The organism is Endozoicomonas sp. ALC013, assembly GCF_049310205.1.
Taxonomy (GTDB): domain Bacteria; phylum Pseudomonadota; class Gammaproteobacteria; order Pseudomonadales; family Endozoicomonadaceae; genus Endozoicomonas.
The window spans coordinates 1-26,164 of the sequence record NZ_JBLYNS010000015.1; the positions used below are offsets into that span (position 1 = coordinate 1).

Consider the following 26,164-nt stretch of genomic DNA (forward strand, 5'->3'; position numbering starts at 1 on the left):
ATAGTATTGATCATTGTAAGAATGTCTCATTCAAAGAATAAAAAGAAGAATTTCTCATTCATACCAAACAGGAAGCGTATAAAAAGCACTCAGCAACAGCCAGATAGAAGACACTATCAAGACAATATAAGAAAGAGCATTCAGAAGATTCTGGCCACATTAAAGTAAATGAAAATACGTTGATCAGGCAGGGTAGAGAGCACCGCTCACAGACATCCCATGAACCCAGCATTTTCCGGTGCTTTCTGCATAAGCCTTCAGTGAGGCCAGCTTGCCGACTGCGCGGTGAAAACGATTATGCCAGCGCATAGTCTCCAGCCATTCTTTTGGGTCAATACCCAAGCGCTCCAGGATAGGTGGTACATCGTCAGTTATACGACCAAGTTTGCCTTTTCGGACAATTCGGCCAGACCAGTCAACCAGTTCAAAGTAGCTAATGAGTGGGTATGGAATCGCCTGTTCCGGGTTTTGACCCTGAGCTTTTAACGGTTTCAAGTGTGTCTTTTGTTTTTTTCCGTTTGCGCTGTCGTATGACTCAATGCGCTCTTTAATAGAAGTATGTTCTGAGGTTTCCAGCGTTGCGGCAATTTTTGCCCGGATGGGGTTCAAGTCGACATAGGCCATGCAAGTCAGCAATGCTGCCTCATCTAACAAAGCCTGACTTTTGTAACGACCTTCCCAAAAGCGCCCTTTGCACTCATCCTCTTTATTGGCCAGCCGGGCTAAATATTCGTTGAGACAGCGCATGAACCAGCTGATATCCATTAACCGACCTCGGTACTTCTGGGCATATGCTTCGACACGCAGCAGCTCTGCTTTGCCCAGCTGATCGCCGACAAGAAAACGCTGAACCAGGTGCGGGCCTGAAAAAAGCTGCGTCCAGCGTTGTAAGACTGCTTTGGTGTCCCATTTTTTGGCTTGCTGACTATTGATATGGAGCACCACATGATAATGATTCGACATCACCGCATAAGCACAGACTTCCAAGGCAAAAATACCGGAAAGTGCTTTCAACCGATCAACCACCCATTGCCTGCGATGCTCATAGTTTTTGCCTGAGAAATTATCTTTGCCGCATAGGAAGGCCCTGCGAACGCAGCGTGCCATACAGTGGTAGTAGGGCGTACTGGCTGGATCTATGAGGTTTTTTCGGGCGGTCGTCATGTCATTTTTTTTGGTTACTGGGTAGATTTCCTTAATACCCTTAAGAGGTTCCAGAAGAAAAACAGACGGTGTGGCCGATTAATCAAATTTTTGGGTGTCTTTTATTTCACCCCAAGTCGTCGGTAACAGCGTGATGGCGCAGTCTGTCAGCACTGTCACCGGGGGCAGCATGCCACTCATCTTCAGCAGCTGCTCTTCAGTCAGTTCAGATTTGCCCGTCACCTGACAGTGTCGCCAGCATCATATTTACCTCTTTCAGGCATTCGTGAAGTTCTATTGCAGCACATGCTGGGCTCGACGGCCAACGTTCCTTTGTCAGCCTTAAAGTTGACTCTGCTCTCATGTTCTGTAGCAGTGTTAAGGCAAGCTTAGGTTTTTTCATAAGCTGCCATTGCCGAACCATAGCAATATCAGCATGATAATTATCTGAAGGCTCACACATTGCCTTCTCATCGGCATGGAGGCTTTTTCTTCTCAGAGTCAGGAGCCGAGCCTCAGCCTGAATGGGCAATCCAAGTTCTTGTTCGCATCGGCTCAGGGTTATATCCAGGTCAGGAATGATCGAAGCCCCGGATGTAGTGCACCATTCAGAACCCCTGAGAACTTGCAGATGATGCTGGGCTTCCGTCAGTTTCTTGTAGGTGTTTTGCTCTACTAGTGACCTTGCAAGCCCTACCAGTGACCTATGGTATTCCAATTCGTCCAGATCCTCTTCCAAGTAGACGCCCCGGAATAACCTTTCCGCATTGCTGAAATTTTGTTTATCCAGTTCTTCGAAGGCGTAATTGATTCTGCCTACGAAGGTATTTAGACCTGGTTTGCGGTTAACCGCATCACTGGTATCTTCATCGGAAGCAACTGCTCTGGAAGAAACCCCAATCTCTTTTTGCCCTGTTGCGGAATCTGCTGTGAAATCTAAATTTACGTGATTAACTGCAGATGGTTCACCGCTGACAGGACTGACGATCCTTCCGAAGACAGTGTTATGCTCCGCTTTAGCCATTTCTGAAGCTTCAGCATAGGGGGCAAAATAATTTCCCCCCTGATTGCATGAGGTTTTAAATAATGGGTCCATGTTTTTTCTCCTATCTTTAATTGTACTTGAGCATGTTGAAAGTCAGTCCTCAAAGGTTATTCATATTCATCAGAGTCTTAAATTAAAAGAAAGTTCCAAAACAGAAGCGAGGGTCAGGTCTTGATTCTTGAATAAAGTCAAGGAAAACGAAAAGCCAGGGTCAGGCCTTTGCATTTGAACACATTCAAGATTCAAGACACTGTTTCTCCCCTAACACCCATGTCAGTGAATCAAACCACAGATATTAATAAACTAAAGCTCATCAAAAACCGTTATCCGTTTTCATATACCAACAAGGAGGTTGAATTATGAACAATCCGATACTGCCCTCAAGCGCTTCCTGGCAGGATTTTTCCAGCTTGCCTGCTCCGGCCATGGAGGAAAACAGCAAGCGTTCCTTATTGTCAAAAGTCGGCAGGGCTGCTGGCAAGGCTGTTGTCATACCATCCCGACTTGCCTCAACGGTGCTTAATGGCGGTATTTTTGCTGCCTATTATGTGACCGCCCTGGCTGCTACCGGGCTTGCGCCGGAGGCACTGTCTTTGGCATGGCCAAAATTGCTGTAGATGTTGCCAGTGGAAAACCACATAAAAGCCTTCATGAATATACCATCACCGCTGGCAGAGAGACCTTCAACTATCTCTCCCGTCCTTACTACACACTGCCAAAACGTGGATCTGAAGCCATATTCGTCGGTGTTGCCATCGTTGCGGTAACTATCCTGGTATTCCTCGCAGGAGGAGGAGGAGCTAATATTGGTGTTGTGCACTTAGATGACAATTCTGACAGCACTGACTATAACCCTTCAGGCATCAAAGCAGCACTGCATCCATACAGACCTTCTATTCTCCTTGGGCGTAAAATCATGGAGAAAACTACCGGGGTCTTGAATCGTGGCAAGGTTATTGACTAACAAAAACCGGGGGCAAAAAACCTGTGTCATCTATGCCCCCGGTTCTCCGTGAGATTCGTTAAAACACCGCAACCGCCGCTACCAAAGCACTCAGGCAGTGCCTGTAACCCAGTCATCACCGGTTGCCCGCCAGTGAGGACAAGCAGTCTTAAAGCACACCATCACCTCAACATTCAGTGTTTGTCCTGTTTTTGAATAGCAATCCATTGAAGGATTTTGAAGACGCACTGAATGAACGCTCACACTGCTAATGACATTGATCAATGATCTGATAATGCAAATGTGCCCACCACGGTCGATATAGTCCGTCATGCACTAAAAGAGAAAAAGAAAAATCATGGAAAAAAACAACCTGATTGGCAGCATTTTTTTGGTCACGGGAACCACTGTTGGAGCCGGGATGATCGCGCTGCCGGTAACCACAGGCACTTACGGGTTTGCAGCGACCCTCTTTATGTTTATCACCGTCTGGCTTGCTTCACTGGTCATCGCCTTCGCTATGCTGGAAGCTAACCTCCAGCACAAAGAGGGTGCCAACCTGATCACGATGATCTCGGTCACTCTGGGGCGACCCGGAGAGATAATAGGGTGGGGAAGCTGCCTATTATTTCTATATTGCATTCTTGCTGCTTATTTGTCTGGCCTGGGGGAGTTAACAGGCTACTCCTTGTCATATATTCTTCCTCTTGACGTCAACAAGACTACATCCGTTGTCGTGATTACGGCTATTGCCTCTGGCTTAATATATTCAGGCATAAGAATGTCAGAAAACATCAATCGCGTTTTTGTGATGGGTATTTTGCTGATATTTATCTCTCTTGCCTTCATTTCCATGCCCTATGTGGAGGCTGACAGGCTGGAAATAACAACATTCAACCCACCATTCTTAGCATTGCCGGTTATTTTTGCCTCTTTTGGCTATCTGGTCATAGTGCCCACTTTGCGAAGCTATCTACACAGTGACGTGAGAAAAATAAAGATTGCCTGTGTGGTTGGTAGCCTTATACCACTGATCATGTACATTTTATGGGCAACGATTGTCATTGGTGTAATACCTGTTAATGGTGACAACGGTATAGAAAGCATTCTGCACTCTGGTGACCCATCAACAGGCATTTTACGGGCCATGGCAGAGTTCACAGACAATAACAATGTTGTATTGATATTCAAGGCATTCTTTTTTTTAGCCATTGCCACGTCATTAATTGGTGTATCCCTGGGAACATTTGATCTTATTTCGGATGGTTTGCAGGCCAACAATATCAAACCCGGCAAGTTTACCCTGACTTTACTGACTTTTGTGCCACCTGCTCTGATAGTCATATTGCTGGATACTGTATTTTTAACGGCACTTGGTTATGCCGCAATATTTTCTGCTGTTGTCTTTGGCATCATTCCGGCCGTACTGCCCTGGGCCGGAAGAAACAAGGGTATCAAAAGCAGTTATCAGTTACCTGGCGGAAAAATAGCTTTCACTTTAATTATTCTCTTTTCCATTGCGGTGATAGTCGCTGAGCTATAAGTAGTTAACCAAATGAAATCATATATTTCTGACTAAGTTGTCAGTCACTCTGCGGCGTTGCAACTGCCCACTTAGCCAGAAATATACGATTCCATTTGGCCAACTACTTACAGCATGAATGATGCATAATTTCAAAAGGATATGAATATGAAAAATAATGTTATTAAAGACCTGGTAAAAATTTGCAAGTACGCCGGTGGCCGCTTCGACCTTGTTCAGGCTGGCGGGGGGAATGCCGGGGCTAAAGTGGATACAGGCAAACTGCTGGTCTCTCAGGGAGTGGGTTGCGTCCTTTCAGAAACGGAATTGAATCATGGTTATGTAACCGTTGACAGTAAAAAAATACTGGACGTTTTAGATAACGAAGACCTGTTGAAAAAATACAGCCTGAAAGAGAGTGTTAAAATAGCCAATCAAGCGATCAGGGAAGCTAATGAATTGCCGGATATAAAACCCACCGCCGAAGTCTTTCTTCATGCCCTCCTCCCTTTTAAATACACCCTGCATTTGCATCCTGTCCTTATCAATGCCCTGTTGATAAACCGTGATGCCCAAAAAATCATATCAAACCTATACCCGGATGCCGGTTTTGTCGGGTATGCCGCCCCCGGGCTGGAAGTGTCCATTCTTTTCGCCCAGTACATGCAAAGCCTCACAGAGAAGCCGCATCTCTACTTTATGAAAAATCATGGCATTATGGTTGGTTATGATACTGTCGAAGGCTTAATGGCCATTGTTGAAAACATGATGGCTATTGCTGAAAAATACTTTGCAGTTGATTACAGCCACATGAAAAATGCGACAAAAATTGCTGAACTCTATAGCGCAATAACTGGCATTCAGTGCATAGTTCACTGTTGCAACGACCAAACCATCAACCAGGTATACCGTGATGACAAAGAGGCCTTTTTCTTTACTCCCTGTTATCCTGATCAATATGTGTATAATGCGGTTCTGCCGGTGGAGTTGAACGAGTTATCGGCTCAGGAGATTGTGGATTTTAAAATCCATAATAATAATTTTCTGCCAGGTGTCGTGGTGTACCAGGATAACATCTACTTTGTATCTACCAATTTAAAAATCACCCATGAGATGGAAGAAGTTTTCAGATCTCACCTGTTAATTGTTACCCTGAACAAACAAAACAGAAAAAAAATAGATACATTAGACAACAGCTTACACAATATTCTATTTTCGGTTAATCCGTTAAACCGATATCATTAGTGCAACTGATTCTCGATGAACCAGTAAGAGACTGTTGCAATGTTTCTTCCCAAGGAAGATATTAAGGAATTCATCACAGAAAACCGGTAACTATACTCCGCTGTCATTCCGTACAGGCGACTGCATGGATGCAGAGTAAGCCGGTGGATTTTTCGCTGCTAATGCCCTTGACGTCTACCGTAAGAGGCTGCCCTACTGCGGCGGTACCGAAAAAAAGAACGGTAACCGCCTTGGGGCTACCTGGCCCGGAATAATTTTTACAAGATACCCGGAAGCACTGGATTTAATGGGTCCACTTTCTGCTTATCTACCCATTGTCTCAGGCCTTCGCTGGTTTCGATGCCCGGCAAACTGGTGACGGTCTGCACCCAGATAAGGCCACCAACCCATGCAAAAGCTTCCGTTGGTGCCCCATCATTTACAAACGTATATTCTCTTTCCGTTGTGCATGCCAGGGGATTAATACCACTGGTAATCGGTTCGTTGGCCTCAGGCTCAACTCCATCAGTCTGCGTGGAGAACCCCCTGGTGGTTCTTCCAGTTGCCGGAGGGTAGTCGAATTCGTCGTAGGCAGGCACGTCAGCTGATTCGCCTCCACGGAAGTTGCCGCCACGAAAGGTGCCTCCACGAAAGGTGCCTCCACGAGAGTTGGCCCCACCAAACAAGCTTCCGAAATCAAACATTTCTCTGGACCCCAACATATTTTTTGACACCTTTGCTTCTCGCACCAAAGCATCCTCTGACTGTTTCAACAAGGTAAATCCGAAGGGAATGGCCAGTCCGGCCTCCCTGGACATGGCCGTTTTGCGGTCAACCCCCATGGCTTCCAGTATGGGTGCCACTTGTTGAATGCCAATGTTGTGCCTTTCTGAATCATTGCGCCCTTGTCCATGGGAAAAAAGCGCTCTCGAAGACGATGGCCGTTCCCCTCCAAACCGCGATACCTCGTGAAGGGCAAAGCCGACATGATGAAAGTCAGCACCTTGATGCAGCCCTTTGGGCATACGCAGCGCCACACTGAGGGGAATCAGTTTATCCATGCCCCGGGGCGAGAACTTCGACAGATACCTCGCTCTGATTGTGCTGTGCAGATCCACAGTGAATTCAGAACCTTCCAGTGCCTTTTCACTACTGGCGCACAGATACACCTGAACGATGGGTATATTCGTATCATCTTTTTTGCCATGATCCCCGATACCCGCAAGCTGCAAACGTTCCTGAACTTCAACAGGAAATTTATCCAGCGTTAGCCATGAAACGTTGACAACAGGCTGAATGTCCTGATTGTTACCGACAACACTCACGCCAATATCGGCCGTTGATACGGAATCGTTGCGAAATACGTTTACTGAAGTCATCCGGACCTGCTCAGCGAGGGAAGTTAACCGCTCCCCACTGGCCACTGTAGTCGTCTTCGGCTGTGTGCACTGGCCACTCATACGCGTCAGGATTTGAGCCATGTTGTTCATGGCAGTCCCGGTTCCGGAAGGGTCCAGGGAGTAATGCTCAAGCTGACGGGTAAACAAATCAAGGCCTTTATTACATCGCTGCTGTTCAGGGAGTTCACTTGCCCGGCTCCCCGCCATCGCATCGTCATAGGCAGGGGGCGCTGATGGGGCTGGATTTTCCGGTGGATAATGAAGGGCTTGTTGTTCCCTGGGGAGCTGCTGAAAAACATCAGGATTCATTGCCTGGCCGGTGGTACCACCATCACCAGAAGGAAATCCCTCACTTGAAGGAAGACCAGCGGACATGCCGGGTAAACCATGCTCACCGGCTTCCTGCTCCCGCTTATGCACATTGATTTCATCGATCAGGCAATCAATTCCCATGCTCAAGCAGCTGTTAGGTTCCCGGATAAGCTTACAAAATTTTGTCGCTTCAGGCCCTTCAACGCCCTCCCCAAGATTCAGGAATTCCTTTTGGAGGTGCTGGAGCAGCCCGGTAATAAGCTGGCGCTTTTCGCCGCCAGGACAACTGGACTTATCAATATTGGCAAACCCTGAAACCCTGAGCTGCTCTCTCAGTGCTTTAATTTTGAAGCCAGGATCCGGATCCGCTGCCGTGCAGAGTTTTCTAGCGATCTCTTGGACCTCCATTACTTTCCTGTTTTGCAGGAATTTAGCAAGATCCATGTGCGTTATGTTACTGCGCTCAATTCGCCTGACTGCCTGGCTGCCAACGGGTTGTGGTAGCAATGGATTTTGGGGAATGAATTGAAGGTTTGATTTGGTAATATTCATAATCGATCAGCTCTAAATACAAATTTTCCTTATTAGATTGCCTGGTTGGCTAAAAGTTCAATTGATAATGATTGGCTATTGAAACATTTGGGGAAATGCGGAACTTTTATCAGAAAAAAGTGATTAGTCAGTTATAGTTTCACAATTCAACAAACCAACAGGTTAATTTTCAAATGGACAGAGTTCTTGCAGACTCAAAAGCAGCACTCTGCGCTAATCAACCTTGCCAACAGGTTCTTTCAGAAAATTCCATACCTACTGAAGATTCGAGTCTGCAGCCACGACTGCTGGCTATTTTGCACAAATACCCACTTCAGCCCGTGAAAACTACCTGAAGCAGGAAGTAACTAACCAGAAGACACCATCTCCCCCCCTTTCAATCGATGATTTTTCAATATCCAATTCACCAGCTACTACTAAAGAGTTACGACTTCCTCAGGCAACTGATCTTCTGTCTCTGGTGAGTCTGAAAACGTTACGCTTGAAAAGGTGCGCGTTAAGTTTAAAAAAGATTTGCGCATTTCCCCAACACTCAGGGAGATCGAAGCCAGATTCCACCAAACCGAAAAAGGCAAGGCATGGGAAGCCGACAAAAAAGCATTTAAAAAGTCCTTTATAATCGATGTATAAGGAAATGAAGGAGAAGAAGAGTCGGCAGCTAACCCAGACAAAATCGAATCATCTCCCCCCGGACATGCCTTGAATGGAACCTGATAATCCCGATAAGGTCAAACGTCGGCATTTACAGTCCATAGTTCTATTGTGACAAGGTCTCTGATCCAGAGTAAAGGTCGCTGGGAACAACTTTGGTCAAACGTATTGTCAGGCAAGGTTTAATTGACGAATGAGTCAGTTATCAAATCGAGAGAGCACCCTTCTTGTTACCCACTGATTCTAATAGCAGAAAAGAAAGTCAGTCATGCCTTTTCAGGCCAGTTAAAAAGTCGAACATCGCGTATGTTATAACAACTTGCTACTCGGTTAGTGATTTTGCATATGCATGTGTTTTTTAATTATATTCCATATGTTTTATTTTTTAAGATTGAGCAATGAATATGATTCCAATTAATGACTTTAATAAATGTAAAACTACCCAAAGTGTTTTTAAAACTGTTGAATTGATCAGCACTGGCTTTAAAAGTCGATATATCAGAGTTTGTGAGAATGAATCAATGGTTCGACTTATCATAAAACCGGATAATCTTACTCTTAATAGCTATCAAAAAGAATTGTTAATTTATCGGCACATTCAGAGTGTTTGTTTAGAGAAGCGAATAGAGTGGCCGACTTACATCCCGAAATTCTACGGTGAATGCTACGTAAGAATGGTTGGAGAGTCTGAGGATAGCGATGTGGTTCTTGATTTTATAGAGGAGGGTAAAGATCTGCATTCTGAGCAGAAAACAGACCGCCATGATTTACAGAGGGCGATTGCGATTGAGTATTTCCCACCTCCCTATAAGTCTCTTGCAAGCTTGAGTGATGTTGAAAGGCAGGCCCTTGATGAATATGTTGCGATAGATGCGGCTATGTCATTGAGGGATTTTCATAACACATACAATACTTGCATTGATCTGGATCTCCATATTCATAATGTTTTATTCAACCCACAAGAAAGGTCAATCGTATTTATTGACTTTGAGCATTCCAAAATTTGCCTTGACGAGGATAAATTGACTGATGGTGATATTGAATTAATGGCTAGAAGCTTTTTTAGTAATATGGAAGCAGCTTATATTCCTCTTACCGAACATCAGTCTTATTTTCATGACTATAGATTAGCCCTTGCATGTATTAGTGGAAAATATGGAACAGACTATGAGCTAAGAACTATTGAGAGCCGTCACCCCATATTTGATTCTATAAAGGAAGGAAATCTGGATGCTTTGAAAAGTTGTGTCACCACTGAGTTGTTAAATACTTTACGATCATCTCAACATGACAAAACTCCCTTGATGGAAGCTGTGTTCCGAGGAAATATTGATATCGCAGAGTATCTGATAGATTGCGGTGCTGAGGTTAACTCAAAATCGGGTATTTATCATTCAACACCAATATGGAGGGCCGTTTTTGATGGAGATCTACCAATGGTTAAATTACTTGTAAAGTATGGGGCAGATGTCAGCGAACCTAATAAAGATAGCCAAACTCCACTGGATACTGCTTATATTAAAGGGTGTGATAGCATTATTGAAACATTATTAATGCATGATGCAAAGAGAGGTGATGAATTAACGCAGTTAAAGATCTAAACATGATTGGGTGAAAGTCTCATACTGACTGTCTTTTCAGAGTTTGCGCTCCACGGAATGCCCCATAGCAACAAATTTCGCCCGGCCTGGTATAGGGTAACGGCCAAACACCGGTATGATGCTTACTGGAATACGACACCGTTCCAGTGAGAGGCAGGTTAGCCATAAAGGGCAAGAGTTCCTTGCGGTTAAGTTTCTTTTTGAGAGCCACATGACCTTTGGCATCAACACCATGTAACTGGAAACTCTTTTACTCAGATCAATTCCGAAAAAAGCTACCTGACCTTTTTATTAGTTCCTGATTTGTTACGCTTGCCCATGGTTCGCTCCGTTTCTTATTCTGAATGATGTTCCGTAAAACTCATTCTATCTTGGCTCATTTGAAGCCGTTTTGGGAGCGGGGCGGACCATTCCATTAGGTCTTTAATTATGAGTGACAGCTGTTGCTTATACTAATAAGAAAAGACATTTGCACAATGCAAGACCGGCCCCCTGCTTTTCTTCAATCCACTATCAGAGCATGAAGTGGTGGTCCTGAGCCGTACCAAGAATGGCGACATTACCAATATCACGCTACAAATTTGGGAAATAAGAGATGCTGGCACCCCGAATTGCAGACAACACGTATTTTGAAAACATTCACAACCTGATGATCAAACTCACTCTTTATGATAGTGCCTATTGGAAGCTGCCCGGAAACTTCCCGGCCTTTGGCCTGTCCATTAAGACATGAAACTAATGATCATGCCGGTAATCACTGGCCAAGACAGGAATGGTACAAGCCAGTGAGCAACCCTCTCTATGCAACCGCTGCCGGCCTTTCCAAGGTGCCGGATTGCCCTGTAAATCCGCCTGCTAAAACCATACGCTCCAAATCCCCGCCCACTGTCGCATGCCCGGAGGTCTGCCCGCAAACACAACCGTTGTGGCAAAGAACGATTACCAAACTTCCTCCTGAACTTTTAGTCATGATTTTTGACTACCTGGAATTCGATGATATTCGGCATGTCAATGCAACCTGTCTGGCATTTCGGGATGTGGTCATAGAATACAAATACATCCAGGAACTGTCTTATTTTGCCCGACTTCCCCTGAGCTTTCGGGAACAGTACCAGCCAACGGCCCGGTGGCAGAAAAAATCCCTGCCCTTTCATCCATTTGATCATTCAGCACCGCTGAACGCCAGGAGGATATGGTTCAGGGACAGGATAATAAACAACCTGCCTCAGATGTCGGCATTACTGTGCCTTACCACCCTGGGGAAGATGGAACCGTGCCCGGCTTATCGTATGGTTCCGCGATTTAAAGTCACTCTCCCCACGTCTGAAGCAGTGCAACAAGATTCTGACGATCCTGATCTTGTTCGCTTCAGCCCGTCCAGTCGTCATCTGTTGTTTTATGGTCGTTGTTTTAATGACGCTCGAATTCTGGCCAAGGATGACCGGGGGCAATGGGCACAACAGCCCCTGAATTGGTCCGATAACCGCGGCAGTCGGGTGATTACCGCGGCAAATTTCAGTGCTTGCACAAATCGCCTGTTAACCTGCAGCAGTGCGGGCTACATTAATACCTTGCACCCGGCGCACCGCTGTTGGGAAGAGGTTGGCGAAGAAATAATGCTGTCCAATCAGGTCGTCCAATTCAGCCCTTCAGGGAACTATATGGCGACCTACAGCAGGTCCAACCCTCTGAGAATCTGGCGCATGGAAGGAAATAACCAGTGGCAGGAAATGGAGGTGTGCGGCTTCTGCCCTGGAGTAAGCATTGTTGAAATCCTGTTCAGTCCATCGGAGCAGCATCTGTTACCGAAAGGTTTGTATGAATTAACCATATTATCTCTGAATGATCGTGGAGCCTGGTCAGCGCAGATAATATTAGAAACATCCTGTACTTGCATAGAGTATATGGATTATTCCAGATTCAGCCCAGTGGCGGATCAGCTTCTGGTCGGTTACTACAGTACTTTACCCAAAACTGGAAGGGTCTCTATTTTCAGCCCGGAACCCTCGGGAGAATGGCAAGAGACGATTATTTCCCCGGACTTCAAACTGCTTGAATTCAGCTCTACCGGTAAATACTTGTTCAAGAAATACCCCTGTGGCCCTAATTTGCAGCTATGGCCCAGACCGGAAAAATTGTCGGACTGGTGGCTGAATCCTCCTCTCTTGCCGCACCCGGATGCCCCATCAACAGCGATGCATGACTCAGTAATAGTGCTCAAACATGAATCTCGTTTAGATAAGGCGCAGTTCAGTCCGTCTGACAGCCACTTACTGGTCAGTTGTAAAACCGGTACGATCTATATCTGGGGGAAGAATCAGGCAGGCGAATGGTCAATACAAGCCATCAACAGGGACTGCAATCCAACCGCTAACCCCTGCTTCAGTCTGTCTGGCCTGCATGTGCTGACTAGCAACCTTACAATGGTAGGCATCCTGGGGCGCAGTCAGCAAAAGGACTGGCCGCTCAAGGGGATTATCAGGCAAGACGATATCCTGAAAGCCTACTTCAATCCACTATCAGAGCATGAAGTGATGGTCCTGAGCCGTCATACGGATGGTGACATTACCAATATCACTCTACAAATCTGGGAAACAAGAGATGCTGACAAGCTGGATTAAAGGCACTGGTCTGCGTGGTATGAGCAATGCAGACTCATCTTATTCAGAAGAGAACATCTATATGACTGATCAATCTCTACCAGAGACACCAACTGGCGTCCTCATGGGTAGAGAGGTCACAGTCTTGAAAAAGAGTAAACCTTCATCGCTCAATTTTCCCCCGGTAGCAGATAAAGCAAAATCAACTACAATCGTGGAAGAATCACAACATATTAAGAGAACCTTAGAGGAAACTTCCTGCGCATTTGCAAGATGTGTTTCACTTCATAATGAGATTAAGGTAGATAGTAGATTGTTATCCAACGTTGCTTCTGAAAAACAGGATATAGATAAAGAATACTTGCCTGAAAAACCTCTCATAAAAGCAAGTGACTCATTTTCATCTGCATTAGAATTGAGTATTAATGAACTAAACAATGAGGATGCATGCCACACGACGGTATCAGTTCTTGAAAAAAACTTCTCTAAAGAAGAGTACTCGAGACCTTATATTTTTTTCCCTTATGATCAGCAGATATATAAGACGTACATCAATAGTGACCCAGAACATAATTATATTTTTATACATAAGATTTATTATTTACTTCCTAATGTTAAAGTATATTCTCATGATTTCGTTATTCTCAGAAAAAATAACCTTTTCGAAATCTTACAGTCGATGGTAGGTGCATTCAGTCTTGATCAATGGCTCACTGGCGATCCTTCAACAATAATCGCAAACAAAAAAAATTATCAACGTGCCAATGATTTAAATCTGTTTTCCCGGGACAACGAATCTCCACCATTTTTTACTAAAGAGAAGAAGGATAAAATAAAAAGATTGGGAGAAGAATTAAAAAAAACTGAACAACCATTTTATAAAGCAATAAAAACAAGAAAAAATAAACCTTGCTCTAAAGCTGTTTTTAACCAGAAAATTTTACCCACATTGTTTTCAGCTTTAAGTAATTCAGATGATCACCCCTACTTCAGAATGTTCGCAGTTTCAAGAAGATACTTAAACATAAGACCAGAATATCAACTGCTTTTAGAGGTATACAATGCACAAATATAAGTGGCCCACCCACCTTGCCCATTGTGGCCTATTCCGATCGAGCTTTGCCGTGAAAGAAAATTGCCACGGAGGCACAGAGACACGGAGAACAGAAAAACGCTTTTCCTCTGCGTCTCCGTGATTCTGTGGCTAAAGCTTTCATGACAGAGGGTGACAAACCATCGTCATGAACATTTGTACCCTTCGTGGCACCATTTTAACTTCCCGAAGCCGGGAGCAGGCGCTCAATGTCTACCTTGAGAATGGAACCTGATAATCATATTGAGGTCAAACATTGGCATTTACCGTCCTGGGGTTTATTTTGCAAGCGACAGCATCAAATCCCCCCCATCCAAAGCCTGCCTACCGGGCTGGCCAACAAGCCATCCCAGGCAGATTTACTGGCCGGTCCAGAAGTACATTTATCGGTAAAAGAATATCAAATCATCAATTGCACAGAAGAAGAACCAGTACCCCGGATGATGGCCAATGTATTGAAGATGCCTTTTGGAAAAGTAAACCATTACACGGACGTCAAATCACCTCAGGTGTCGTGCTAAGGGCCTATAGAAATGACAGGACATCTCTGAGAGCTGGCTTCTTCCTGCAAAAACTTTGCTTACAGAACATTCTGCATGACAATAAAAGAAAAATTACCCCGGATCAGGTCATTCAGGAATTCAACCGGAAGCCAAATCGAAACAATAAGCAGACATTGGCAATAGCACGTTTCAAAGCGGAATGTTGCCTGAGGAACCTGCTGTTGAATGGCCAGCGGGTCACATCGGATGAAGTGGTTGAAGGTTATCAGGCAGCCACAGCCACACTGGAGTTAGCCCGTTTCAAGGAAGAGTGTTGCCTGAGACACCTGTCGTTGAATGGCAAGGCAGTCACACCGGATGAGGTGCTTGGGGATTTCCCGGATAGTCCGGAAGGCAGACTGGGGATGGCACGCTTCCAGGCGGAGTGTTGCCTGAGAAGTCTTTGGTTGCATGGCCAGCAGGTCTCACCGGATTCCGTAGTTGAGGGTTTTCAGGCCGTCAGGGCAACACTGGCGCTGGCGCGCTTCAAAGCGGAATGTTGCCTTAGAGGCCTGTTATTGAATGGCCAGCAGGTCTCACCGGATTCCGTGGTGGAGGATTATCAGGCCGCCAGTGCAACGCTGGAGCTGGCACGCTTCAAAGCGGAATGTTGCCTGAGAGGTCTCTCGTTGAATGGCCAGCAGGTCTCGCCGGATTCCGTGGTTAAGGATTACCTGGCAGCCAAAGCAACACTGGAGTTGGCGCGATTTAAGGAACACTGTTGTCTGAGGAGTCTGCCGTTGAATGGCCAGCCAGTCACACCAGATGCAGTAGTCAAGGGTTATCAGGCCACCAAAGCAACACTGGAGCTGGCACGATTCAAAGCGGAATGCTGCCTGAGGAGCCTGCCGTTGAATGGCCAGCCGGTCACACCAGATGCGGTGATTGAGGATTTCCCGGATAGCCCGGAAGGCCAGCTTGGGATAGCGCGCTTCAAACAGGAATGTTACCTGAGGGGGCTTTTTGTGGATGGCCAACAGATAACAGCGGATGCAGTGGTTAATAATTTCCCGGATAGTCCGGAAGGCAGACTGGGGATAGCGCGCTTCAAACAGGAATGTTGCCTGAAGGGCTTGGCGTTGAACGGCCAGCAGGTCATACCCGATCAGGTGGTTAAGGATTATCGGGCCGCCAAAGCAACACTGGAGCTGGCACGCTTCAAAGCGGAATGTTGCCTGAGGGGCCTGTCGGTGAATGGTCAGCAGCTCACAGCGGACGACGTGGTTAAGGATTTTCAGGCCGCCAATGCAACGCTGGAGCTGGCACGCTTCAAACAGGAATGCTGCCTGAGGGGCCTCCCGTTGAATGGCCAGCCACTCACACCCGGTGAGGTGGTTAAGAGTTATCAGACCGCCAATGCCTCTCTCGAGCTGGCGCGCTTCAAAGCGGAATGCTGCCTGAGGGGTATGCCGTTGAATGGCCAGCAGCTTACACCCGGTGAGGTGGTCAAGGATTTTCAGGCCGCCAATGCAACTCTCGAGCTGGCGCGTTTCAAAGCGGACTGTTGCCTGAAGGGCCTGGCATTGAATGGCCAGCCGGTCACACCGGATGAGGTGGTTAAAGATTATCAGGTCACCAGGGCAACACTGGCACTGGCACGCTTCAAACAGGAGTGCTGCCTGAGGGGCCTGGCATTGAATGGACAACCAGTCACACCAGATGAGGTGGTCAAGGATTTCCCGGATAGTCCGGAAGGCAAACTGGGAATATCGTGTTTAAAAGCGGAATGCAGCCTCAGGGGCCTGCCATTGAATGGCCAGCTGATCTCGCCGAATACGGTGATAAAGGATTATCACGCACTCAAAGCGAAACTTGAATTATCGTACTTTAAAGCAGCATGTTACCTGGGGAACCTGCCATTAAATGACCAGTCGGTCACACCGGATGAGCTGGTCAAGGATTTCCCGGACAGTCCGGATGGTAAACTGGGGATTGCCCGTTTCAAAACGCAATGTTGCCTGAGGGACTTGCCGTTAAATGGTCAGCTGGTCACACCGGATGCAGTGGTTAAGGATTATCAGGCCACCGAGGCAACACGGGAATTGGCACACTTCAAAGCCGAATGTTACCAGAGGGGTTTGGCGTTGAATGGCCAACCGGTCACCCCGGATACGGTGATTAAGGAATATGAACGGTGTGGTTGGTTACGCGATAGAGATTTTTTTTATTCTCATCTGCCATTGAAGGCAAGATCTCAGTTAAGTTTAAGTATTTCCTGATCCCCAGCAATGTGGGCACACCACCGGTCGATTGCTGCTTTGGCATCCACTCCATGTAACTGGAAACTCTTTTTGCTCAGATCAATTCCGAGAATAACAACCTGATTTCAAAAAGCAATGCCCTCGAAACCTGCGTGGTGACGCTGAATGGGCATACCGGCTGGGTGAGCTCAGTCGCGACATTGCCCGATGGGCGGCTGGCTTCGTGCTCTGAAGACACGACCGTAAAGGTGTTGGATCTGAGCAAACCACTGCGCAAAGAGCCAAAGGTGATGACGAACAATAGACACACGGGCGGGGCGAACTCAGTCACGACAGCGACCGATGGACGACAGGCTTCTGGTTCTCCTCCTCTGAAGAGAAGAAAAACCACTGAATAAGGTAAAAAATACCAATGGTATCGATTCTGAAAATTTCCAGCACAAGGAGTCAGAAATATATAATTTCATATGGTTAGCTGTTTACGGCCGGGTCTGGAAAAACAGACGCCTCCCATCAATGATTCGATGTAATGGGCGGATTACCACGCCGATCCTTGCCAATGGGCAGCCATCAATTAACGTCAGATTTATTGCATTGTCGGACAGGAACTTTAGCGCTGCTCACCGGTCAAAGGCACCATGCCTAATAATGCCGTTGATAATGCTTCCACTCTTCCCCCCCGGGATACAACTCCGTCTGGTAATCCGCCGGGAGAAAAGAACACAGAGGGGGTTTCGGTGGTTCCTCTTAAACAAGTGTCGCCTTTACTGGCATTACCCGATGAAATGCTGACTCAAATTGCTGACAGCCTGACGTTCGTCGAATTTCATCGCCTGGCTTCAACAAGCAGCCGCTTGCTTACCCTGTTCAATACCGAAGAAAAATTGAAAAAACTGTCCGCTCAATATTACGGCCCTGCTTCTGACGCATACAGAAAAACAATTGAAAACAGGGATATACCTGCGGTTCCTGACCATGACATTGAGGACCCTCTATTACGGCTGGCTTACCTTCGATATGTCAGCAATAACTACCTGATTGCACAAAGCAATTCCCTGAACACCTGCATGGCGACCTTGAGGGGGCATACCCACGGGGTGGTCTCAGTCACGGCATTGCCCGGCGGGCGGCTGGCTTCCTGCTCTAATGACGGGAACATAAAGGTGTGGGATCTGAGCAGGCCCAAGGGGCAGGAATGCGTGGTGACGCTAAAAGAGCATAAGACCTTTGTGAATGCTCTCACGGTATTGCCCGATGGTCGGCTGGCTTCCTGTTCTTCTGACCGGACCGTAAAGGTGTGGGATCTGAGCAGGCCCAAGGGGAAGGAATGCGTGGCGACGCTGAGAGGGCATACCAGCGGGGTGATCTCAGTCATGGTATTGCCCGACGGGCGGCTGGTTTCCTGCTCTGAAGACAAGACCATAAAGGTGTGGGATCTGAGCAAGCCCAAGGGGCAGGAATGCGTGGCGACGCTGAATGAGCATACTCACTACGTGATTTCTGTCGTGGTATTACCCGACGGGCGGCTGGCTTCCTGCTCTGTTGACCAGAGCATAAAGGTATGGGATCTGAGCAAGCCCAAGGGGCAGGAATGCGTGGCAACGCTGAATGGGCATACCGGCTGTGTGAAATCGGTCAAGGTATTGCCCAATGGCCAACTGGCTTCCTGCTCTGATGACCAGACCATAAAGGTGTGGGATGTGAGCAAGCCCGACGGGCAGCAATGCGTGGCGACACTGAATGTGCATGCCAACTGTGTGAGATTCACGGTATTGCCCGATGGGCGGCTGGCTTCCTCCTCTGCTGCCGGGACCATAGAGGTGTGGGATCCGAGCAAGCCCGACGGACAGCAATGCGTATTGACGCTCAGAGGGAATACCGGTTGGCAGCTCTCAGTCACGGTATTGCCAGATGGGCGGCTGGTTTCCTGCGCTAATAAGGGGTTCGTAAACGTTTGGGATCCGAGCAAGCCCGACGGAGAGCAATGTGTGGCGACGCTGAAGGTCCATGCCGGGAGAGTGTCATCAGTCACGGTGTTGCCCGATGGGCGGCTGGCTTCCTGCTCTGACGACAAGACCGTCCAGGTGTTGGATCTGAGCAAACCACTGCGCAAGAAGCGAAGGGTGCTGATGAGGAATAGGCGCACGGACGGGGTGAACTCAGTCACGACAACGACCAATAGACGGCAGGCTTCTGGTTCTCCCCCTCTGAAGAGAAGAAAAATCACTGAATAAGGTAAAAATGCGAAGAAGCGAGGATCAGGTCTTGATTCCTGAATAAAGTCAAGAAAAACGAAAAGCTAGGGGAAGGCCTTTGTATTTGAACACATTCAAAATTCAAGACCTGACAATGTTTATTTAAAATATCTAGCTGTGTTTAGTGCCTTGCATATTAAGAATATTCTGTATCCTGGAATCCAGTTTCTGTTTTAATTCCTGATAATCTTTATTACCTTGTGTCACGAAAAGTACATTGTCGAGAACTTCGTGGCCATCGTTTATAATCTTTTGTAATTTTTTGGCCGAAGTAATGACTGTATTCTCAGCATTTGAAATACATTCCGTGACTTGATAAGCAGTGATATTTGTTCTGATGTCAGGCAGCAGCCGGGCAGCGCCATCATGGGTAGAACTCAGAATATACCCTGCATCCTGTTTGCGTTCCAGTATGCGTTCCAGTTTGTCGAATCTGGGTCTGAATTGCTTCAGGGCCTGTGCTGCTGATTCATCAGTAATCGTTTGTGATGAGTCCATAATGCTGTCAAAGCCAAATTTCAATTCCTTACTCCAGGTTCTCAGATCGCTGATGATTTGTTTTGCAGAGAGGGTTTTCTCGCCGTTCTCAATAGCCGCTAGTTCCAGGCCTATAAAAACAGCAGCCATTGGAATATCACTTACCTCACGGACGATATCGACATACTCTGTTGCCAAATTTGCAAGTTCTTTCATATTCTCCTGCAATTGACCCAGCCTTTGTTGTTCTGCCAACCTATGTTGTTCTGATAGCTGGCCTGTGTTGACCTCCGACTGTGAGTTTGACCGGCCTGCTTCCTGAGCTACGGGTGTCCGAGTGTCCTTTGGGTCAGGCCGTGGCTTTGTAGTCTGAGCACGCAAGTCGCCAGCAGGACTAAGAGTCACCTTCCTGCTGTCAATTTTTCTGTTTAGAGCTTGTGTTAGCCCGGATTCAGGAAAGGTGTTGATGTAACTCTCAGCCTCGACGACTGAGATGGTCCTTGAATGGCCAGAGAAACAGAAAACAGCGAACAGGGCGCTCCACAATCCTTCGGTTTGGTAATTGTATTGAATGTTTTCAAGCCAGCTCAGCTGGACTGAGGTAGATGGCGTCATACGGTACTTTCCAGGGTCAGTTATTTTTTTGAAGGCTTTAGTACAAATTTGACCAGTAAGACCTGAGCAAGTTCATTTTTAATGGCAGATCCTATGAACAATATTCTGATCATTTCGGTTCCCTGGAATTTTTGTTATGTATACTTACTCCTGATCTTTAGAATCTTTGCCGAAAAGATTCTCAAAACCTGTGAGTGTTTTGAAATATTCATTGAACTCTCTAGCAAACTTATCATGCGTTTTATCAGATTTGCCATAAATAATGCTGGTGTTTTCAGGTAATGCACGGGCTACCTTCCGGTGGCTGACAGCCTCATCAGATGAAACAGCACCACCGTTTTCAAATCTGGAGGTGTTATTATACAGAACAGTATCAGTTGTCACTTTACCTGCTTGAGATAAATCAATGGAAGCGTGATGTGGGGATATATCTGCACCGGAGGGAAAATCAACTTTCTTGCCTTCAGTATCTTTAGAATCTTTTCTGAAAAAATCCTTAAAACCTGTGAGTCTTTCGAATAATTCATCGGGTTTTTCAGGTGACTTTAAACGCTTCTTTTTGGATTGGTCAAAAATACCGCTGGTGTTTGCAGGTAATGCATGGGGTAACTTCAGGTGGCAGACGGCCTCATCAGATGAAATAGCAGCAATGTTTTTACTTATAAGGTCGCGATACTCCCTGGCATAATCAGTTGCCGCCCCAGCTGCTTGAGACAAATGAATGGGAGCCCGAGCGGGGGATATACCTACGCTAAAGGGACCAAAATTGGCTTGCCCGCTTGCAATATCTTGCCCGCTCTCAGTAGGTTGAGGACCTGTACTGAAACAATTAGTAGGATCAGCGCAGAGGCTGATATTATTGAAATCCATTACAACTATCCTGAAAATTAATCGTTATTCTAAAAACCATGACTCTGCATGACGATGCCAGGAGTGTGACATAGCTGGTAGCACACCCAACTTTATTGCGTCCATATCTGCCTTTCCTTATCAGTATTTACGTTGTTAAGGTTATCTGATATCAGATTCTGTATGAAATTCTGAATCATAGATATTTCCACTGATAGTTAGAGCACTAAAGTTCTTAATAGTTTCCCTCTTTTATAAATTTTCATTAAGAGATTACACAGATAAAAAAGGACAGCTCTCAAGAGAACTGGCCTTTCTGTAACATTAGCTGTTAAATCATAGGTTTAGCCACCAAAATCATCCAGCAGGATGTTTTCAGGCTCTACGCCCTATTTCATAAACTGCCCCGAATCTCGCGCACGACCACATGGATGGAGGAAATAGAGCAATCCTGTGAACTTGATACCCGCAAACAACAGCAAGTGTATCAAGGCATGTCTGGTCAGGTGCTGAACTCTCCTTTTCCTGTTTACAATAGTCAATCATATATACACCAAAATGAAACAGGCATTCTTAAATCGTTGAGTGAATACAACATTGTATCTCTGGCAGACTTCAATGCAGAAAACTCTTTTGGAACGGATATTCCTGAGATACCAAAATCAGCTCTTGATAAATATGTGCCCTGAAATTCTGATGATGAAGTCATTAATAATGGGATATCATCAATATCAAATTTCCCCTTTGATCAGAAGGGATGCTTATCGGTTAGTGAGCCTGACCCAATACCTTTCAGGCATTTGTGTCCAGATGGTCAGTTAACTCATCCTCATGCCGTTCTGTTTAACCGACAGGATTTATCACCTGTTACTTTTGTTAACCCAATAAACCTGGACCAAACAAAAAGTGATACGCAAACGATCCCACGGAAAGAAGTTGCTGATAGTTTTCTTTTTAAGCACCAAAGAAAGCGAATGCAAGACGCCGAAAAAAGAAAAATGATAAATCAGCGAAAAAGGGAACGTTATAGAGAAATGATGAAAGATCCTGAAAAAAGAGAGTTGACAAAGCAACGCCAAAGGAACGAATGCAAGACCCCGAAAAAAGAAAACTGAAAAATCAGCGCCAAAAATGGCGGTTTAGAGAAATAATGAATGATCCCGAAAAAAGAAATCTGAGAAATCAGCGCCAAAGGGAGCGGTATAGAGAAGAGATGAAAGATCCTGAAAAAAGGAAGCTGGTAAGTCAGCGAAGAAGGGAGCGGTATAATAAAATGATGAAAAATCCTGAAAAAAGGAATCTGGGAAATTAACGCCAAAGGGGGCGAAGGCATGACCTCAAAAAAAGAAAACTGAATGCCAAAGAGTATCCCAGGACAGAGATCACTGTGTTGTATCTGAAACGCGGGCACTCCTTCCCTGAAATAACCTGGTCTTTATTTGTTCAATACATCGCTTTATTGAACCTTGGTTCAAAAGCTGGTTAACCGGGATTTCAATGACCTCAAATCCTGCTTTTTGCAGCAGTGCGATTTTAAGCAGAGTCGAACCATCTCTGGTTTTGAAATCACCACCCACGTAATGTGACGGTCCCTGAACTTCAATCACAATGTTGTGATCTGGCAGTAGCAGGTCAACCGGAGGCAGTGAGTTCAGACTTTGTTCTTCTTCAATCTTCAAAGAGGGAATGCATGATTGCAGTTGATTGCGGACGATGATTTGAGGCTTTGAAATGATTATCTGGTAATGGGGGACCACCGGACACGCTCTCCCAAGCCAACTTGCGGCCATGGTAATGATGGATTGTTCCTCTTCATTGTCTGGAGGGGAGGTATTTTCCAGGCGAGTAAACAGGTCATCCATGTGCGTTTCAAGCACACTATTTTTATTGGCATTGCATTCCAGAGACAACCTGGCACAGCATACCATTACTCCCCAGAGAGACATTGATATCTCTTGATGAGAGAGCTGAGGGTGTTTACTGGTTCGGCAGACAAGGGATTCAAACGTGGATGTAACCACGTTCAACTCCACAAATTCCCCCAGTTTCGCCGTGGCCCACAGCAGATTGGCGAGACCCAGGGCATTAAATTGGTCTTTCTGTGCGTTCACCCGGGGCAACAGCGCGGCCACGGCCTCATTGAGCCCTGGTATCAGCTCCTGTCCATTATCCAACAGTTTCGCCATGGCCCACAGCAGGTTGGCTATGCCCTGGGAGTTAAATTGGTCTTTCTGTGTGTTCACATGGGGCAACAGTGCGGCCACGGCCTCGTTGAACTCCGGTGTCCGCTTATGCCCATTGTCCACCAGTTTCGCCATGGTCCACAGCAGGTTGGCGATATTTTGAGGAATAAATTGGTCATTCTGCGCGCTCACGAGGGGCAACAGTGCGGCCACGGCCTCGTTGAACTCCGGTGTCTGCTCCTGCCCGTTGTCTACCAGTTTCGCCATGGCCCACATCAGGTTGGCGATACCCTGGGCATTGAATTGGTCTTTCTGTGTGTTCACCCGGGGCAATAGCGCAGCCAAGGCCTCTTTGCGTTCTGGTGTCCGCTCCTGCCCGTTGTCCACCAGCTTCGCCAGGGCCCACAGCAGGTTGGTAATACTCTGGGCATTAAACTGGTCATTATGTGCGTTCACGGAGGGCAACAGCGTGGCTTCAGCCTCGTTGAGTTCTGGTGTCCGCTCCTGACCGATGTCCACCAGTTTCGCCATGGCCCACAGCAGGTTGGCGATACCCTGAGCACTAAATTGGCCTTTCTGTGCGCTCACGTAGGGCAAAAGCGCGGCCACGGCATCGTTGAGCCCTGGTGTCCGCTCCTGCCCGTTGTCCACCAGTTTCGCCATAGCCCACAGCAAGTTGGCAATTTCCTGCCGTGTAAAGTGAGCTTTCTGTGCGTTGATGGTGGGCAAAAGCGCGGCCACGGCATCGTTGAGCCCTGGTGTCCGCTCCTGCCCGTTGTCCACCAGTTTTGCCATGGCCCACAGCAGGTTGGCGATATGCTGAGGAATAAATTGGTCTTTCTGTGCGTTTACCAGGGGCAACAGCGCGGCCACGGCATCGTTGAGCCCTGGTGTCCGCTCCTGCCCGTCAGACACCAGTTTCGCCAGGGCCCACAGCAGGTTGGCAATCTGCTGAGGAGTCAATTGGTCTTTCTGTGCGTTCACGTGGGGCAGCAGCACGGCTACGGCCTCATTTAGCTCCGTTGTCTGTTCCTGCCCGTTGTTCACCAGCTTCGCCATGGCCCACAGCAGGTTGGCGATCTGCTGAGGAATAAATTGGTCTTTCTGTGCATTCACGCGGAGCAACAGCCCGGCCACGGCCTCCCTGATATCTGGTGTCTGCTTCTGCCCGTTGTCCACCAGCTTCGCCATGGCCCACAGCAGGTTGGCGATACCCTGTGGTTTAAAGTTGGCTTTCTGTGCGTTCACGAAGGGCAATAGCGCGGCCACAGCCTCGTTGAGTTCTGGTGTTCGCTTCTGTCCGTTGTCCACCAGTTTCGCCAGGGCCCACAGCAGGTTGGCAATTTCCTGTGATTTAAAGTTAGCTGTCTGTGCGTTCACGTTGGGCAACAGTGCGGCCAAAGCTTTGTTGAGCGCTGGTGTCAGCTCCTGCCCGTTTTCCACCAGTTTCGCCAGGGCCCACACCAGGTTGGCGATACCCTGGGCATTGAATTGGTCTTTCTGTGTGTTCACGTGGGGCAATAGCGCGGCCACGGCCTCTTTGAGCCTTGGTGCCCGCTTCTGACCGTTGTTCACCAGTTTCGCCATGGACCACAGCAGGTTGGCGATATCCTGCGCATTAAATTGGTCTTTCTGTACCTTCACGCAGGGCAACAGCGCAGCCACGGCCCCTTTGAGCTCTGGTGTCTGCTCCTGTCCGTTGTCCACCAGTTTTGCCATGGACCACAGCAGGTTGGCGATACCCTGTGGCTTAAAGTTAGCTTTCTGTGCCGTCACGCAGGGCAACAGCGCGGCCACGGCCTCTTTGAGCCTTGGTGCTTGCTCCTGCCCGTTTTCCACCAGTTTCGCCATGGTCCACAGCAGGCTGGAAATTTCCTGTGGTTTGAAGTTAGCTGTCTGTGCGTTCACGAGGGGCAACAGCGCGGCAACGACCCGTTTGATCTCTGATGCCCACTCCTGCCCGTTGTTCTCCAGTTTCACCATGGCCCACAGCAGGTTGGCGATACCCTGAGGTTTAAAGTTAGCTTCCTGTGTCACGTGGGGCAGCAGCGCGGCCACGGCCTCTTTAAACTCTGGTGTTCGCTTCAGCCCGTTGTCCAGCAGTTTCACCATCGCCCACAGTATGTTGGCGATATTCTGAGGAATAAATTGGTCATTCTGTGCGCTCACGTGGGGCAACAGCGCGGTAACAGCCTGTTTGAGCTCTGGTGTCAGCTCCTGCCCATTGTCCACCAGTTTCGCCATGGCCCACACCAGGTTGGCGATTCCACGGGCATCAATATCCCTGGCTTCAGGTTTTTGGTTGCACTTGAATATTACTACATCAAGTAGCGCTGACAATAAGACAGCTTGAGTACGTTTAAAACGCTCATCCATGGGTTTATGAGGGGTAAAAACACCTGCTGAGGTCAATGAATGAAATGTTGTCGTCAGGCTCAGCCAATTCCAGCTCCGCGTTACTGTAAAATTTTGCAGCAGACGTATCAGCTGGCTTTGTTCATCCCGATTTAAAGGTCTTTTAACAACTGACGTGTATTTTTTAATTGAACTGGCGTATCGACCATGATTTCTCCCGTCATAACGATGACCGAAATGATCAGATTTACTCACCAGATCAGCCATTATTTCCTGTTTGATGAGGGCATTAAAATCTTGAGCAGGGTTTACCGAACGGCACTGTAGATGTTGAGAAGAGCGTACACCAGAAGAATGGCAAAATTCATTACGCCCCGTGCGGGGGGGATTATTCCATTGTCTGACTGTGGCATGTCTATATCGCCCATGCCTTGAAGAAGCGGCATGGCCATCCGGTCGGTTGTAATCATTGTTTGATCTTGCACATTTACCACTGATACCACCAGAACTTCTATCCATAATTATATTTCATTAATTCATGAAAATATAAAAAGCAGACTGTTGTGCGGTTCATAAGTTCATTTTGCTGAAGTGTTTATCA

The 26,164-nt window shown here is 47.0% G+C and carries 19 protein-coding genes; 12 read left to right on the forward strand and 7 right to left on the reverse strand.

What is annotated here, in order from left to right; translation table 11 throughout:
- Positions 1 to 183: 183 nt before the first annotated feature.
- Together ACO6V1_RS05070 and ACO6V1_RS05075 are read right to left on the reverse strand one after the other, a co-directional pair.
- Positions 184 to 1,164, reverse strand: a complete 981-nt coding sequence (locus tag ACO6V1_RS05070; RefSeq protein WP_422446384.1) for a transposase — start codon at positions 1,162 to 1,164, stop codon at positions 184 to 186.
- A gap of 205 nt (positions 1,165 to 1,369) precedes the next feature.
- The gene (locus tag ACO6V1_RS05075; protein ID WP_422446388.1) at positions 1,370 to 2,239 is read right to left on the reverse strand and encodes a hypothetical protein; all 870 of its coding nucleotides are present in this window, start codon (positions 2,237 to 2,239) and stop codon (positions 1,370 to 1,372) included.
- A gap of 308 nt (positions 2,240 to 2,547) precedes the next feature.
- Between ACO6V1_RS05075 and ACO6V1_RS05080 the strand changes: the two genes are divergently transcribed.
- From ACO6V1_RS05080 to ACO6V1_RS05095, 4 genes are all read left to right on the forward strand, one after another.
- Positions 2,548 to 2,805: a hypothetical protein gene (locus ACO6V1_RS05080; RefSeq protein ID WP_422446390.1), complete on the forward strand. Its 258-nt coding sequence runs from the start codon at positions 2,548 to 2,550 to the stop codon at positions 2,803 to 2,805.
- Positions 2,787 to 3,152, forward strand: coding sequence for a hypothetical protein (locus tag ACO6V1_RS05085; protein ID WP_422446392.1), 366 nt, complete (start codon positions 2,787 to 2,789; stop codon positions 3,150 to 3,152). The genes ACO6V1_RS05080 and ACO6V1_RS05085 overlap by 19 nt, the downstream gene beginning before the upstream one ends.
- Before the next feature lie 337 nt (positions 3,153 to 3,489).
- Positions 3,490 to 4,674: an amino acid permease gene (locus ACO6V1_RS05090; RefSeq protein ID WP_422446394.1), complete on the forward strand. Its 1,185-nt coding sequence runs from the start codon at positions 3,490 to 3,492 to the stop codon at positions 4,672 to 4,674.
- Positions 4,675 to 4,821: 147 nt separating this feature from the next.
- Positions 4,822 to 5,898: a class II aldolase/adducin family protein gene (locus ACO6V1_RS05095; RefSeq protein ID WP_422446396.1), complete on the forward strand. Its 1,077-nt coding sequence runs from the start codon at positions 4,822 to 4,824 to the stop codon at positions 5,896 to 5,898.
- A gap of 257 nt (positions 5,899 to 6,155) precedes the next feature.
- Here the strand turns inward: ACO6V1_RS05095 and ACO6V1_RS05100 are convergent, their stop codons facing one another.
- Positions 6,156 to 8,141: a hypothetical protein gene (locus ACO6V1_RS05100; RefSeq protein WP_422446398.1), complete on the reverse strand. Its 1,986-nt coding sequence runs from the start codon at positions 8,139 to 8,141 to the stop codon at positions 6,156 to 6,158.
- 416 nt (positions 8,142 to 8,557) lie between these two features.
- On the reverse strand, positions 8,558 to 8,812 hold the full coding sequence (locus ACO6V1_RS05105; RefSeq protein ID WP_422446400.1) for a hypothetical protein: 255 nt from the start codon (positions 8,810 to 8,812) through the stop codon (positions 8,558 to 8,560).
- A gap of 384 nt (positions 8,813 to 9,196) precedes the next feature.
- Here ACO6V1_RS05105 and ACO6V1_RS05110 point away from each other — a divergent pair, with 384 nt between their 5' ends.
- From ACO6V1_RS05110 to ACO6V1_RS05135, 6 genes are all read left to right on the forward strand, one after another.
- Positions 9,197 to 10,393, forward strand: coding sequence for an ankyrin repeat and protein kinase domain-containing protein (locus tag ACO6V1_RS05110; protein WP_422461073.1), 1,197 nt, complete (start codon positions 9,197 to 9,199; stop codon positions 10,391 to 10,393).
- Between the two features lie 785 nt (positions 10,394 to 11,178).
- On the forward strand, positions 11,179 to 13,014 hold the full coding sequence (locus ACO6V1_RS05115; RefSeq protein WP_422446404.1) for an F-box protein: 1,836 nt from the start codon (positions 11,179 to 11,181) through the stop codon (positions 13,012 to 13,014).
- Positions 12,995 to 14,068, forward strand: coding sequence for a hypothetical protein (locus ACO6V1_RS05120; protein WP_422461069.1), 1,074 nt, complete (start codon positions 12,995 to 12,997; stop codon positions 14,066 to 14,068). Before ACO6V1_RS05115 ends, ACO6V1_RS05120 begins: the two co-directional genes overlap by 20 nt.
- Positions 14,069 to 14,498: 430 nt before the next feature.
- The gene (locus tag ACO6V1_RS05125; protein WP_422466070.1) at positions 14,499 to 16,847 is read left to right on the forward strand and encodes a hypothetical protein; all 2,349 of its coding nucleotides are present in this window, start codon (positions 14,499 to 14,501) and stop codon (positions 16,845 to 16,847) included.
- Positions 16,848 to 16,984: 137 nt separating this feature from the next.
- Positions 16,985 to 17,227, forward strand: coding sequence for a WD40 repeat domain-containing protein (locus ACO6V1_RS05130; protein WP_422447899.1), 243 nt, complete (start codon positions 16,985 to 16,987; stop codon positions 17,225 to 17,227).
- A gap of 240 nt (positions 17,228 to 17,467) precedes the next feature.
- On the forward strand, positions 17,468 to 19,063 hold the full coding sequence (locus tag ACO6V1_RS05135) for a WD40 repeat domain-containing protein (RefSeq protein ID WP_422461063.1): 1,596 nt from the start codon (positions 17,468 to 17,470) through the stop codon (positions 19,061 to 19,063).
- Between the two features lie 132 nt (positions 19,064 to 19,195).
- Here the strand turns inward: ACO6V1_RS05135 and ACO6V1_RS05140 are convergent, their stop codons facing one another.
- Entirely contained in the window at positions 19,196 to 19,777 is a 582-nt protein-coding gene (locus tag ACO6V1_RS05140) for a hypothetical protein (RefSeq protein ID WP_422461061.1), read from the reverse strand.
- A 543-nt stretch (positions 19,778 to 20,320) separates the two neighbouring features.
- The gene (locus ACO6V1_RS05145) at positions 20,321 to 21,046 is read right to left on the reverse strand and encodes a hypothetical protein (RefSeq protein ID WP_422446416.1); all 726 of its coding nucleotides are present in this window, start codon (positions 21,044 to 21,046) and stop codon (positions 20,321 to 20,323) included.
- A 410-nt stretch (positions 21,047 to 21,456) separates the two neighbouring features.
- On the opposite strand from ACO6V1_RS05145, the gene ACO6V1_RS05150 reads away from it, so the two are divergent.
- Together ACO6V1_RS05150 and ACO6V1_RS05155 are read left to right on the forward strand one after the other, a co-directional pair.
- A complete protein-coding gene (locus ACO6V1_RS05150) occupies positions 21,457 to 21,714 on the forward strand; it encodes a hypothetical protein (protein WP_422459444.1) in 258 nt (85 codons plus the stop codon).
- Between the two features lie 398 nt (positions 21,715 to 22,112).
- Positions 22,113 to 22,337, forward strand: a complete 225-nt coding sequence (locus tag ACO6V1_RS05155) for a hypothetical protein (protein ID WP_422466071.1) — start codon at positions 22,113 to 22,115, stop codon at positions 22,335 to 22,337.
- Positions 22,338 to 22,407: 70 nt separating this feature from the next.
- Here ACO6V1_RS05155 and ACO6V1_RS05160 read toward each other — a convergent pair whose 3' ends face one another.
- The gene (locus tag ACO6V1_RS05160) at positions 22,408 to 26,082 is read right to left on the reverse strand and encodes a DUF1601 domain-containing protein (RefSeq protein ID WP_422466073.1); all 3,675 of its coding nucleotides are present in this window, start codon (positions 26,080 to 26,082) and stop codon (positions 22,408 to 22,410) included.
- Between the last annotated feature and the right edge of the window lie 82 nt (positions 26,083 to 26,164).

Bases quoted from the DNA above. Each gene is read 5' to 3' on its own strand.
- ACO6V1_RS05070 (WP_422446384.1), bottom strand. From the start codon at position 1,164: ATGACGACCGCCCGAAAAAACCTCATAGATCCAGCCAGTACGCCCTAC.
- ACO6V1_RS05075 (WP_422446388.1), bottom strand. From the start codon at position 2,239: ATGGACCCATTATTTAAAACCTCATGCAATCAGGGGGGAAATTATTTT.
- ACO6V1_RS05080 (WP_422446390.1), top strand. From the start codon at position 2,548: ATGAACAATCCGATACTGCCCTCAAGCGCTTCCTGGCAGGATTTTTCC.
- ACO6V1_RS05085 (WP_422446392.1), top strand. From the start codon at position 2,787: ATGGCCAAAATTGCTGTAGATGTTGCCAGTGGAAAACCACATAAAAGC.
- ACO6V1_RS05090 (WP_422446394.1), top strand. From the start codon at position 3,490: ATGGAAAAAAACAACCTGATTGGCAGCATTTTTTTGGTCACGGGAACC.
- ACO6V1_RS05095 (WP_422446396.1), top strand. From the start codon at position 4,822: ATGAAAAATAATGTTATTAAAGACCTGGTAAAAATTTGCAAGTACGCC.
- ACO6V1_RS05100 (WP_422446398.1), bottom strand. From the start codon at position 8,141: ATGAATATTACCAAATCAAACCTTCAATTCATTCCCCAAAATCCATTG.
- ACO6V1_RS05110 (WP_422461073.1), top strand. From the start codon at position 9,197: ATGATTCCAATTAATGACTTTAATAAATGTAAAACTACCCAAAGTGTT.
- ACO6V1_RS05120 (WP_422461069.1), top strand. From the start codon at position 12,995: ATGCTGACAAGCTGGATTAAAGGCACTGGTCTGCGTGGTATGAGCAAT.
- ACO6V1_RS05135 (WP_422461063.1), top strand. From the start codon at position 17,468: ATGCCTAATAATGCCGTTGATAATGCTTCCACTCTTCCCCCCCGGGAT.
- ACO6V1_RS05140 (WP_422461061.1), bottom strand. From the start codon at position 19,777: ATGAAAGAACTTGCAAATTTGGCAACAGAGTATGTCGATATCGTCCGT.
- ACO6V1_RS05145 (WP_422446416.1), bottom strand. From the start codon at position 21,046: ATGGATTTCAATAATATCAGCCTCTGCGCTGATCCTACTAATTGTTTC.
- ACO6V1_RS05150 (WP_422459444.1), top strand. From the start codon at position 21,457: ATGGAGGAAATAGAGCAATCCTGTGAACTTGATACCCGCAAACAACAG.
- ACO6V1_RS05155 (WP_422466071.1), top strand. From the start codon at position 22,113: ATGCAAGACCCCGAAAAAAGAAAACTGAAAAATCAGCGCCAAAAATGG.
- ACO6V1_RS05160 (WP_422466073.1), bottom strand. From the start codon at position 26,082: ATGGATAGAAGTTCTGGTGGTATCAGTGGTAAATGTGCAAGATCAAAC.